This is a genomic window from Oceanospirillum multiglobuliferum, assembly GCF_900167095.1.
In the GTDB taxonomy this organism is placed as follows: Bacteria; Pseudomonadota; Gammaproteobacteria; order Pseudomonadales; family Halomonadaceae; genus Oceanospirillum; species Oceanospirillum multiglobuliferum.
In genome coordinates this window covers 116,444-129,153 of record NZ_FUXG01000007.1, presented here as the reverse complement: position 1 = coordinate 129,153, position 12,710 = coordinate 116,444, and the positions used below count along the sequence as shown (strand labels likewise).

The window sequence follows — 12,710 nt, the reverse complement described above, 5'->3', positions numbered from 1 at the left end:
TTGCGCTGTCATACTAAGTGAAAGCGCCTTATATTATCCCTTATAAACACACGATGTACCGATAACTCCGATTATGTAGTATGTTTTTTCAGCCAAACCTCCAGTTCTGATGCAGACGCTGGACGACTCAGCAAATAACCTTGAGCCACATCGCAACCATTAGCTAGCAAGAAATCCATTTGAGACTGGTTTTCTACGCCCTCTGCAATTACTTTCATATTTAACGCATGACCCATGGCGATAATGGCTTGAACTAGCGTTTTATTGCGTGGGGCATCGTCTAAATGGCGAATGAAAGATTGATCTATTTTCAGCTCATCCAGCGGGAATACTTGCAGATAGCTTAGAGATGAATAACCTGTACCAAAATCATCAATCGCGACGCTTAGTCCATGATCACGGTGTTGGTTGAGCTGATTGATAACTTGTTCATTCTGTTTCATCAGCAGGTTTTCTGTAATCTCTATTTTTATGTCATTTTTACTGAGCTGATGCTCAGCCAGTATTTGATTAAAGCGCGCAAAAAAGGCTTCAGGCTCTTCAAATTGAACGCTGGAAACATTCACTGCAATCTGTTTTATAGAGAAGTCGTTGGCGCGCCATGTTTGTAATTGCTGGCAGGCTAGCTCTAAAACAATAAAGCCAATTTCATTGATCAGCCCAGTCTCTTCTGCCAAGGGAATAAAGTCCATCGGTGAGACCATTCCCTTTTCAGGATGTTGCCAGCGAATTAATGCCTCAACACATACAATTTGCTGTGTTATTAGATCTAATTTAGGTTGGTAATGTAATTGGAACTGTTGTTCTTTGATAGCATGACGTAACTCCTCCTCAAGACGAATTCTGTGCATGGCATGTTGGTTCATCTCATCGGTATAAAAACGATAGGTATTGCGGCCTGCTTCCTTGGCTCGGTACATTGCCATATCAGCATGCTTGAGAAGAGTCTCCATATCCTTGGCATCGTTAGGGCAAAGTGTAATGCCAATGCTACCACTGATAAAATTCAGCTCCTCACCATTCAATATGAAGGGTTTTCTCAGTTCTCTGGTCGCTTTTTCTGCGTAAGACTCAATTTCTCCAACGGTATGAAGCCCTGACAGAATTGCGGTAAACTCGTCACCCCCCAAACGTGCGACTACATTATTACGGCCAAACACTTGTTGTAAGCGCTGAGCAGCTTCTAATAGCAGTAAATCACCAAAAGAGTGGCCAAGGCTGTCATTTACCTCTTTGAAACGGTCAAGATCAATGAATAGTAGAGCAAAAGGCAAGGCTTCTTGTTTCTGCTTGGCAATTGCTTCTTGTAGTTTAGCTGAAAATAACAAACGATTTGGTAGATCGGTTAAGGCATCGTAGTGGGCTTGATACCAAATATCTTCTTCATATTTTTTACGCTGGGTAATGTCGCTAAATAAACCGATGTAGCGCACTGCTTCGTGGGTTTCTGTATTGCGTACCGTGTTAATTGACAACCATTCAGGATATAGTTCGCCGCTTTTTCTACGGTTCCAAATCTCGCCTTGCCAAGACCCTTCTGTCTTTAGGGTTTGCCACATCTGTTCATAAAAATCATCGCCATGACGCCCTGATGATAGTAATGCAGGGGAGTGCCCTATAGCTTCAGCCTCGCTATAGCCTGTAATTTTGCTAAAAGCAGGATTAACCGAATGAATGCGATTTTCATGGTCGGTAATAATGATCGCTTCAGAAGTGTTATTAAAAACCGAACTGGCAAGGCGCATGGCCTCTTCGTGAGCCTCGCGGGTGCTAATATCTCTAATTGTAAGCGTATAAAGTGGAGTCTTATGTTGCCAAATCTGGCTGCAAGATAGCTCTGTTGTGAAGCGCTCACCTTGTGGGTGTTCTGCATTATAGCGAATTGCTTTAAGTTCTGTGATGCCAGACTCACTTTTATAATTCTGAATCATAGTCATAACAGAGGGAATTAAACCGCTAATATGCATATGTGGGCTTGCTTCATCTAAACAGAAGATCTGCTGTGCAGCAGGGTTTAGGTCTATAATGTCGCCCTGTTCCGTCACTGTAATAACAGCGTCTGCGGTAGCGTTTAGAATAGCGCTTTTACGCGCTTCACTAAACTGCAAAGCGGTAGTGGCTTCTTTAACTTGTAAAAGATAGCTGAGACGGTTCTTTAACACCGCCCAGTGAATTGGTTTGGTGATATAGTCGCTGGCACCAGCCTGAAACGCATCATCCACAAATTGCTCTTCATTCATGGCTGTGACCATGATGACAGGCGTAGTATCGCCGTTGGCGAGCTTTTTCAGCATCTGGCAGACATCAATGCCTGATAGATCAGGTAAATCACCATCTAATAACACTGCATCCGGTTTAAACTCTTGGAATAGGCGTAGTGCCTCTATCCCACAACTGGCATTGGCCGTTTCGTAGTGATGACCATTGAGGAACTGTGCCAACATCATCAAGAAGACCGGATCGTCATCTACTAATAATATTTTCTTATATTCAGTATTGATTGATAGCTTATTCATGGCACAACTCCGTAATCTCTGGACTAGACAGTGCTTGATGAAGAGCATCTATACTCTGTCTAATTTCAACTAATTTAAGTGCCATGCCTTGATAATCATTGTCCAATGCACAGTGCTCCATCTGTTCTGCCTGTTGTCCTAATGTAATTGCCCCTAGGCTTCTTGCGCTGCCTTTAATACGATGAGAGGTCTTTTTCACTTGGTCAGATTGTTGGTTAGCAATACTACTTTCAAGTTGCTGAAATAATTCAGGCAAACTGGAGTCAAAAGTTGTGAGTAAAGGCTTTAGGCTCATGTGACCAAGATCATTATAAAGCTGTCTAAGCACTTTTATGTTGTAGGCCTCATGGTTGGCCTCACTTCTTGGCTCTGACGTTGCAAGAGCCGATGCTTCAGCATTATTAACTACAGCTTCAACCTCAACTTTAGCCTCGCTGTTAACTTCAACCTTCTCTTGAGCTTGAGATGTTGCAGGTGCCAAATACTCTACAGGAGCGGGCTGTTTATCAGCCGTTTCGATAGAAGAAACACCTTGATGTACGGGTAGCCAGCGGATTAAAGCCTCAATTAGCGCTTGTTTGGCCAGAGGTTTTGCTAAATGGTCATCCATACCTTTTTCAAGGCAAAGCTCTCGGTCACCATTCATCGCATGTGCTGTTAAGGCAACAATAGGTGTATGTCGGCCAAGCTTCATTTCTAATGCTCTGATACTAGAGGTTGCCTCATAGCCATCCATGATAGGCATTTGAATATCCATCAGAACAAGATCGTACAGCTCTTTTTGGTATTCGGCAAAAGCCTGAGCGCCATCCTCTGCAAGGGTTGCACTGAACCCTAACTGTTTCAGCATACCTAGAGTAACCTGTTGATTTACAGGGGTATCTTCAGCTAGCAAAATCTTGGCACCTATACGCGCAGCTAATGCATCGTTAACATCTATGGGATTATGGCTAGATGGTGTACTGACAGAGTCCAAACACTCATCATTCATAGTATGAATGATGGCGTTATAAAGCTCAGACTGTCTGAAGGGCTTGCGCAAATAAGTGTGTATATTAAGCGCATTTAGCTCATTCTGGTCTGGTAGATCCATTGAACTGAGCATGATTAACTTCAGCCCTGCTAAGGTAGGCTGTTGCTGAATCATTTTGGCTAGGCCTAAACCATCAATGTCAGGCATCATTTGATCCAACAGCACTAACTGATAGGGGTTGCCCTCTTGGGCGCGGCGCAATAGCCGTACCAATGCATCTTCAGCTGAAGCCTCAGAGCCACTGCTCATACCCCAAGAGACGACAATATGCTGCAACAGTTCGCGGTTAGTGCTGTTGTCGTCAACAATCAGAGTTGATGTTTGCTGTAACAGCTCTCGATACTCAGCCGTTAGATCAAGGGCTTTTTTGCCCTTTTCGAAAGTCAGATCAAACCAAATTTTAGTACCAGCCCCTTCAATGCTGTTTAATTTGATTTCACCACCCATCAGCTCGACGAGCTGACGTGAAATGGCTAGCCCTAGGCCTGTGCCCCCATATTTTCGGGTAGAGGTACTATCAAGCTGTACAAATTTTTGAAATAGGCGAGCTTGAGCTTCGTTGGATATACCAATGCCTGTATCAGCTACGCTAAAGCGAAGTACGATTTTTTGATGGTCTTCTAATAACGTATCTAGCTTAACGACAACCTCTCCTTTATCGGTAAACTTAATGGCATTATTGACGAGGTTCATCAGTACTTGGCTTATTCTATCTGGGTCGCCTTTTAGCATTTGTGGCAATTTAGGCAGTGTGACGGGAATAACATCTAAGCCTTTTTGATTAGCTGTGTCCGCAAATAACATTACACAGTTTTCAAGAAGTTCATTCGGGTTAAAGTCGGTGATATTAATACTGAGCTTTCCGGCTTCAATTTTAGACAGATCCAAAATATCATTCAGCAGATTAAGCAGTGTCTCCCCAGACCGCTTAACAGTCTCTAGATGGTTGCGTTGTAGCATGTTCAGCGGAGTACTCAGCAATAGCTCTGTCATGCCTAGTACGCCATTTAATGGTGTACGAATTTCATGACTCATGGTGGCTAAAAACTGGGCTTTTGCAATCGCTGCTGCCTTTGCCTGCTTAAGTGCAAGTTCTAATTCAGAGGTACGTTGCTCAACCTTCATCTCCAGAGAGTCATTAACTTCCTCTAGATCCTGATGAGAGCGCTTCAAGTGTTCCAGCATTGCCTGCATGGAGCGCCCTAGAGAGGCGACTTCATCATCACCTGTGATCGGTATGTCGGCATTGATATTGCCAGCGCTTACCTCGTCAGCTGCTAATTTCAAGCGCTGTAATGGACGTGTGAGGCCATAAGCAATAATAGTAGTTGCAATCGCGAGTAGGAACCCTCCGAACAGCATCAAAATACTGATCGTTTTTAATAGCCCAGCAGACTCTTGGTGCAGGTAATCAAGGTCAGTCTCTGCACCTAGTAATATATTATCCTTGAAACCAAAATCGGTAAGTTGTACGTAGCGTAACACAACGCCTTCATCACCTGAGCGAATTGAAAGCTCAGGTTCGTTCTGGCTTAACCTAAAAAGCCCTGCATCGACCAGCTCTGGAATATCATTGGATAAGTGCTGATCAGGGTATAATTCATAAGCCCAGTTTTTCTCAATATTGGGATGGGTGAAGTAATGTCCTTCTAAGTCTGTTGCAAAATAATTAATATTGCTATTTGAGTGATCACGGGCGCTGAACATCTGGTCAAAATCAATTTGTACTGTTAATACCGCATAAATAGCACCCCGCTGGTCTCGAATAGCTTGTGAGGCATAAACAACGGATTGAGGCGGAAAAATAATGCGACCATTTTGTTTTAACAGTCGAGGTGTTGTGAATCGAATGCGATCAGATACAACCGTGCTTAAGTCATCAGGATAGCGTGTATCAAAACGATTCAACTGACGGGTCTCATTTTGACGGCTTAGGACAATGCCACCTTGTCGCTCTATGTCTAGTAGTGTGGCCTGCTCTGTGGCAATAGGTTGCAGTTGAATGGCTAAATAAGAAGGGCGCTGCTTTAACATTGTGCCCGTAAGTGTGGTTAATCGCTCTTGCCACATGGCAAAGGTCATATTTTCACGCTCATCATACCCTTCACTTTTTTGAGCACGAATGATGCCGTGTATAGCCGAGTCGCGGGATAAAAGCCCTAAATCTTCATGCAGAGTCTTAACGTTGTTAAGTAACATAGACTCTTCACGTTGTAAGTCATCGTGTAAGCGATTCAGTGCTTGTTGTTCTAGTAACTCAGATGAATTGCTATAGATCAAGCTTGAAATGCCCAGCATCCCTATCAAACTGATACCTAATGAGAGTAAGCCAAACTTAACTGGAACTGACCATGTGAGTTTCTTTGTCATTATTCAGCCTCAGGCTTTAGCAGGTCATTGATCAAACGCTCTATATAAGCCAACTCTTGTGCTAGTTTTTCTCGTGACACACCTTTTTGGCTGACAGCGGTGAATGAACTCATAGAGAACAAACCAAAAAATGGCTTTACCGCGATAAGCTCGTCATGGATTAAGCTGAGATTGGTCTCAATATCCGATAAGGCTGCCGTGCTGATATTTTGTTTGTTAGGCGGGGGCAGTAGAAAAGCGCCCGCTCTTGAATGTATTTTTTGCACGGCCTGTAACAGATCCAGAGACTTTGATAGTAAGGTACTATTATCTTGCCCATTATTAATTACGTAATCATCTGCCACAAATGCTGTAGGATTACGACCTATCTGTTGATAAATCGCATGCAACTCTGTACGTATATCATGGGCTTCTTGGTAGAGCATATGAAGACTAAAGTCTTTTTTACTGATAAGAGCATCAAGATATTGAGACACTTGGTGTAGCTCAGCATAGAGCTGTTTTTCGCTCGGCTCTGTTACTGTTGATAGTTGAGTATTGGTGACCGGCGTGAAACCAATATGATCAAAATAATTTGCAAGCTCACTTTCTAAACGTAATGCCATCTCATAAAGCTCTGTAGGTGTCACCTTATGCAATGGTGGGTGCGGCACATTAGTAGGTAGCTGTTTAATGCTTTTACGCAATAAATTCATTCGCCGTAAGCTCTGCAAGTTCAGCTGCAGTACGTGGCGCAGGTTAACCTCAGTTGTGGGTAGCACTAAAGAGAGCTTTAGCCTTACCCCTCGAGCCTTTTGTAAAGCACTGAGCTGGTTGCGTAGTCGATTTACCACTTGATATATATCAGAAAGGTTCTTTTGTAACGTGTCGCGGCGATATTGAAATATAGGGCCATCAACCTGAAAGGTTGGTAGCATTTTTTCTGCCCAAGAGAGCATTTGTATTACATCGTCTGGGGTTTTGTTTCGTTTTAATTCTGGCATCCGTTGCTCAAATTCTATGCCTAACCGATACTTTACTCGCTGTAATTCGGCAATATTTACTTGCAGGGCGTCATAAACATCGGTTGGTGTAATCACACGCTTAGGTACTGTTGGCGCCAACTCTGGTGCTTTCATCCATAAATTTTTCTGTACTTGGTAAATTTGGCCTTGCAGTTGATAGGCTGATTTTAAAGCATGGTTAGGGTGTTTGCCCTTGCCTAATTTGGGTGGTGCTACATCATTAGGTAAATTCTGACTTAGACGTAAAAACTTAATCAGATCAACTAAGTACTCAGCCTGCTGATAAACATCTGAGGGTGTGAAGCCGCGTACTCCTAGTAAAGGGTCAAACGCTAAAGAGATGCGCCAGAGCTGCTGGTAGACATTGGTAGGGCTAACTGATAACTGTAATTTTTCAATCGGCTTATTGGCTTGCAAGTGTGTTGGTAATAACAGTCTGACCTCACCTTGTAAGTGTTGAATGAGAGTATGCACCTCATCTGGGGTAATCTCTCGGGTAGGGTATAGAGGAGTCGTAATAGCCCCTAACTGCTTAATTTCCCGGTAGCGATTGACCTTAGCAAGTACTTCCAATGCTTTTTGATAGACGTGACGAGGTTCTTTGGGGGCAATAACGTCGACGTCTGGTAGCTTGACACTGCGATTAGCAAACTGCTGTAAAAGCAATACATCTTGTTGTATTTGTAATACAAGAGTGTAGTTGTCTTGTGCTGTTTTTGCAGGTACCACGATATAGGCACTGGCATGATTGGCGATTAGAAAATAACCGAGGCAAGTCAGTACCAGTGTGAGCAGCAGCTTCAATAGTTTTGTATAAAAGATCATTATGCTGTGGGGGAGCATAAAACTATCCTTTTAGAAAATGTAAAAATAAATCCCTTTACGGACAAAGTGTTACGATAATATTCACTCTTTCAGCGACTTCTGTATGCCTATATCTGTAAAATTAGCGCACTATTATGTTGGTTTCTTGATAAAAATCAATATGTAAGGATGTTCTAAACAGAGTTGATGCTCTAGGCCTACTGACTCAGGCTGGGCGTTATATGGCTGACACTACAGCTCAGTTACACAATAGGATAAGTTCATGTTTAGCTTTTTTGAGCGATTGATCCCCGCATTTCCTGATGCAGAGCCTACACAACCTCCTAAGGGTGTGTTTCAGTTCTGTCGACACTACTCTAAAGGCGTTGAAGTCCCTCTCATCTTGATGTCTCTGCTCACGGCAACAGTGGCAGTATTAGAAGTTACGTTATTTAAATTTATGGGACAGCTGGTGGATTGGCTCTCCGCCAAAGACCCGGCGACTTTTTGGGCTGAAGAGTCTGGTACTTTAATATTGATGAGTCTTGTGCCCTTAGTTGCATTGCCCATTGTGGGTCTCTTGCACTCACTGATTACCCATCAGACTCTATTGGGTAACTACCCAATGTCAATTCGTTGGTTAGCACATCGTTACTTGTTAAAACAGAGCGTGTCCTTTTATGCCAATGATTTTGCAGGTCGAATTTCGACGAAGGTGATGCAGACAGCGCTTTCTGTACGGGAAACGGTGATGAAGCTGCTGGATGTCTTGGTTTATATCCTTGTTTATTTCACAGCAATGCTGGTTCTGGTGATGCAATCTGACTGGCGCTTGGCCTTGCCTATGCTAGTTTGGTTGGCACTTTATGTCAGTATCCAGATCTATTTTGTGCCTAAGCTCAAAGCGATAGCAACAGAGCAAGCCGATGCCCGTTCACTAATGGGTGGGCGTATTGTTGATGCCTATAGCAATATCAATACAATCAAACTGTTTTCTCATACCGAGCGTGAGTCAGACTATGCCCGTGAAAGCATGGATGGCTTTATGCAAACCGTATATAAACAGATGCGCTTGGTGACTCAGCTGAACTTTTGTGTACAGAGTATTAATCATATTCTGTCTTTTTCGGTTGCGGCTTTGTCTATTTGGCTATGGCTCGATTCAGCCATCTCTGTAGGTGCAATAGCGATTGCCGTAGCTTTGGCTTTGCGCTTGAACGGTATGGCGCATTGGATTATGTGGGAGGTCAGTGCCTTATTTGAAAACATTGGTACAGTGGCTGATGGCATGAATACCTTATCGCAACCCCTACAAGTGCAAGATCAGCCTAAAGCACTACCGATTCAAGTACCAACAGGACAGATTCAGTTTGATCAAGTGGGCTTTCATTACGGTGAAGATAAGCGCGTGATTGAGCAGCTTAGTTTGAGTATTAAATCAGGTGAGAAAATTGGCTTAGTTGGACGCTCTGGTGCGGGTAAGTCAACCTTGGTTAACTTATTGATGCGTTTCTTTGATGTTGAGTCAGGCACCATCAAGGTGGATGGGCAAAATATCCAACAGATTCAACAAGACTCATTGCGCGCGCATATCGGAATGGTAACCCAAGATACCTCTTTATTGCATCGCTCAGTACGGGAAAATATCTTGTATGGTCGTCCTAATGCGCCTGAAGAGGAGATGATTGCAGCAGCCAAAAAAGCTGAAGCCCATGATTTTATTCTTTCACTAACTGATCCTGAAGGCCGTACAGGCTATGATGCCCATGTTGGTGAGCGTGGTGTTAAGCTTTCAGGAGGGCAGCGACAGCGCATCGCCATTGCACGGGTACTATTGAAAGACGCGCCTATCTTAGTGTTAGATGAAGCCACTTCGGCACTGGACTCAGAAGTTGAGGCCGCTATTCAAGCCAGTCTGTATCAATTGATGGCAGGTAAAACGGTCATCGCCATAGCCCACAGGCTTTCTACTATTGCTGCTTTAGATCGTTTGGTTGTATTAGACCAAGGGAAAGTTGTGGAGCAAGGTACTCATGCTGAGTTGGTAGCGCAAAACGGTATTTATGCCCAGCTTTGGCAGCATCAAACAGGTGGTTTTTTGGGAGAGGGTTAGGCGATAAACACTACTCTTCTGTAGGCTTAAGGCTTAGCTAAAGTATTCTTAGTGATTTTTATAGTAAAGAGGCGTTTAAATCAACGCCTCTAACAAGTGTTTACAACTCTTCAATCTGACGGCGAATATCGTCAATTTTACGCTGCATTACTTTTTCTAGATGTTCTACTTCTTCGAGTAACAAGGCCTTTTTGTCTTCTGTTTTACGCTCAACGGCTACCAACTGATCCAGCTCTGCTACAGCCCTTAGAAAATAAGCTGAAGGCTCGGTAACTGTGCGATATTTAACGGTGCCTTCGTTAACCTTTAAACTTTTCTGGAAGCGTTTGAATTTGTATTTTTTGCTTTTAGCAAACCACTCACCAGAATGGCGGTGGAAATAGACTTTCAGAATATCAATATCGCCTTCAATACGAGAGCTGTACTTCTCGATATCTTTGACATTTTCGATCCCCATCTCTTTGAGGGTTTCAAATTGTACTTTACTCATATAGGTTATTCTCAGCTAGGCAGGTTTAAAGCAAGAGTGGGGCATGGATGATGCTGTATTGCGAGTGATTATACGCGTAATACCACATCAATTTCTCACTCTAAGCGACCTATATTTTCAAAATAATGACAGACGGTTGAATTGCCTGGTTAAAAGGCTTGGCTATTGGATGAGCCTGTTTTTTCTGCATAGAGCAAACTCAATGTCAGTAGGTCAACTTCATTATCTTGTAGTAGTCTTGCAGGCCTTTTTGCCAATAGATCATAAACCACGCCATACTCCAATACTCGTTGTACGTAGCGTCTGGTTTCGTTAAAGGGAATTAGCTCAATCCAAATATCCAGTGGCAAATGGCCGCGAGCTTTAATCCAACGATCTACGCGACTTGGGCCTGCATTGTAAGCCGCAGTTGCATATATTCGACTACCATTGAAGCGTTCTAGCATTTGTCCCAAATAAGCTGTGCCCAGTGCGATATTTGTTTCAGGCTCTAATAGCTGGTCATCTGAGTCTAAAGGCTCCTGCTGCTTTTTAGCTGTTTGGCGTGCTGTTTTCGGCATCAGTTGCATTAACCCCATTGCACCTACCCCAGAGCGAGCTTCATGGTTAAATGCACTCTCTTGGCGAGTGATTGATAAAGCCCAAGTTAAAGGAATTTTACTTAAATGAGAGAATTGTTGATAAAGATGATGATATTGCACAGGGAAACGTAAAGTTAAGTCATTCCACTTTTGTAAAGCCGCTGCCGCCATAATGGCCTGAGAGTGCCAGTTCCAATCGCGTGCTAAATGTGCCAAAGCATGCTGTTTGATTTCTGGTAATGTTGGAAATAGGTCATTCCACTCTTGGCGAGCATAGTAATACTCACCGTGAAACACCAGCTCTTGAATACGCTGTACCGTAGGGTGGCTCAGCAGCTCTGCTTTTAGTGCAGCTGGTAGCTGTGAAGGCTCGTTGTTAAGTTTAAACGATTGCTTAAGCTGTTCTGATGCTAAAAAACCATAATAACTACGATCTTGGGCGATTTTTTCGAAATGTTGATGCTGTCTTTTGCCTAACAAATGTTCATTCGCAACAGCAAGCCAGTACTGCCAGCGGCTGCTGTTTTGAGCATGAGGCTCAAGTTTGCTAATAAAAACAGCGGTCTCTTGCCAATTAAACTCGCTTAATGCCAAACGAATACGCCACTCTGTCACTTCGTTGTCTTGGTAGCCAGGGTCTAGCGCTGCAATTAAGCTCAGTGCTTGAGGGTCAAATCGAGTCGCCAGCTTGATAGATAAATAACGATTCAAAGAGGCTTGTTGTACAGGATTTAAATCCAACTGCTCTCGTAGTTGTAACCAGCGTGTTATAGCTGCATGTAAATCTGATGAGGTTAGGCGCTTCAATGCATATTCAATAATTTGCTCATGATGTGGATTTTCTTTATTTAAAAGCTTAGCCGTTAAATTTTTAGCAGGGTTTTTGCGTACCAACCAAAACAGATCGGCATCTCTAAGTGCAGATTTATCTGTGATACTTTTTTGTGCATAGCGCGCCAAACCAAAGTTACGTGCTTCAATGGCATTCCAAAAGCGAATTTCAGCTACTTTAGAGCTTAATCCCCCTTTTTTCTGCCAGTAAGCAAACACTGGATCACAGCTTTTGGGCTGCGGCTGCCCTTGTTGCCAAATTTCAGTAGTATTAGTCATAACCTGATGCTCAATATCTACAGGCAATGGCTTAGAGCGATGCTCTTGTAAAATAGCGTGCAGCATTAAACAGTTGTAATGACTACCCCTTACTGGATAAGCCTCAAATGCCTTTTGAAAGGTTGCCCAGTCTTCTTGGTTGGCCAAGGTGTTTAAATAGTTCTGCTGTAGTGCCTCACTAGCAGGGAGTGTAGGATATTTTTGGAGGTAGGTTTGTATACGACTAAGCGGGATGTCGGCATCACCCAGCATAAGTTTCAACTGCTGTGCTTCTATATAGGCGCTAAGAGGATAGCCTTCAAGTTGGGATAATGTGCTCTCTAGTAGCACCTTATCATTAGATTGCACCGCTTGCTGTGCCTGCTGATACAGCTGACGTTGAGTAATCAAATTTTTGGAGTCGATTACACCTGCTTGCAATAAAGATGACTGCAAACTTATAACAACGGCGGTCAGCAGTACAAATAGAGACAAGAAATAGCGGGCAATGCTACAGGTTTGGCATAAAAAAGTTAACACAGTGCCGACTCCATGGTTTGTAGTGATCGAATGGATCATTCAATTATCAACCAAAGTGAGCAGACAGCTCCTTTGATGTATTTCTAATACAGTTCACTCTGTCTCAGAGTAATAGAAATGACACTAGAGAACAAATACAGCATTATGAAGGTTGCTTTATGCTATGACAG

Annotated in this window: 6 protein-coding genes; 1 reads left to right on the top strand and 5 read right to left on the bottom strand. The window is 43.2% G+C overall.

The window, feature by feature from the left end; translation table 11 throughout:
• Window positions 1-71: 71 nt before the first annotated feature.
• Genes B5D26_RS06795 through B5D26_RS06785 form a run of 3 tightly spaced genes read right to left on the bottom strand, consistent with a single transcriptional unit; the run spans window position 72 to window position 7,766 of the window.
• Window positions 72-2,516, bottom strand: a complete 2,445-nt coding sequence (locus B5D26_RS06795; RefSeq protein WP_159445608.1) for an EAL domain-containing protein — start codon at window positions 2,514-2,516, stop codon at window positions 72-74.
• Window positions 2,509-5,919, bottom strand: a complete 3,411-nt coding sequence (locus tag B5D26_RS06790; RefSeq protein WP_078744980.1) for a hybrid sensor histidine kinase/response regulator — start codon at window positions 5,917-5,919, stop codon at window positions 2,509-2,511. Before B5D26_RS06790 ends, B5D26_RS06795 begins: the two co-directional genes overlap by 8 nt.
• Entirely contained in the window at window positions 5,919-7,766 is a 1,848-nt protein-coding gene (locus B5D26_RS06785; protein WP_139776667.1) for a hypothetical protein, read from the bottom strand. Before B5D26_RS06785 ends, B5D26_RS06790 begins: the two co-directional genes overlap by 1 nt.
• A gap of 244 nt (window positions 7,767-8,010) precedes the next feature.
• On the opposite strand from B5D26_RS06785, the gene B5D26_RS06780 reads away from it, so the two are divergent.
• The gene (locus B5D26_RS06780) at window positions 8,011-9,840 is read left to right on the top strand and encodes an ABC transporter ATP-binding protein (RefSeq protein WP_078744978.1); all 1,830 of its coding nucleotides are present in this window, start codon (window positions 8,011-8,013) and stop codon (window positions 9,838-9,840) included.
• 100 nt (window positions 9,841-9,940) lie between these two features.
• On the opposite strand, the gene B5D26_RS06775 is transcribed toward B5D26_RS06780, so the two are convergent.
• Window positions 9,941-10,330 carry a DUF3461 family protein gene (locus B5D26_RS06775; protein WP_078744977.1) on the bottom strand — a complete coding sequence of 130 codons (390 nt, stop codon included), beginning with the start codon at window positions 10,328-10,330 and terminating at the stop codon, window positions 9,941-9,943.
• 149 nt (window positions 10,331-10,479) lie between these two features.
• Complete coding sequence (locus B5D26_RS06770) at window positions 10,480-12,540, bottom strand: transglycosylase SLT domain-containing protein (RefSeq protein ID WP_159445607.1); 2,061 nt, start codon at window positions 12,538-12,540, stop codon at window positions 10,480-10,482.
• Window positions 12,541-12,710 lie beyond the last annotated feature (170 nt).

What these genes read in the sequence shown, in the direction of transcription:
- B5D26_RS06795 (WP_159445608.1), bottom strand. Translation starts at nt 2,516, where the DNA reads ATGAATAAGCTATCAATCAATACTGAATATAAGAAAATATTATTAGTA.
- B5D26_RS06790 (WP_078744980.1), bottom strand. Translation starts at nt 5,919, where the DNA reads ATGACAAAGAAACTCACATGGTCAGTTCCAGTTAAGTTTGGCTTACTC.
- B5D26_RS06785 (WP_139776667.1), bottom strand. Translation starts at nt 7,766, where the DNA reads ATGCTCCCCCACAGCATAATGATCTTTTATACAAAACTATTGAAGCTG.
- B5D26_RS06780 (WP_078744978.1), top strand. Translation starts at nt 8,011, where the DNA reads ATGTTTAGCTTTTTTGAGCGATTGATCCCCGCATTTCCTGATGCAGAG.
- B5D26_RS06775 (WP_078744977.1), bottom strand. Translation starts at nt 10,330, where the DNA reads ATGAGTAAAGTACAATTTGAAACCCTCAAAGAGATGGGGATCGAAAAT.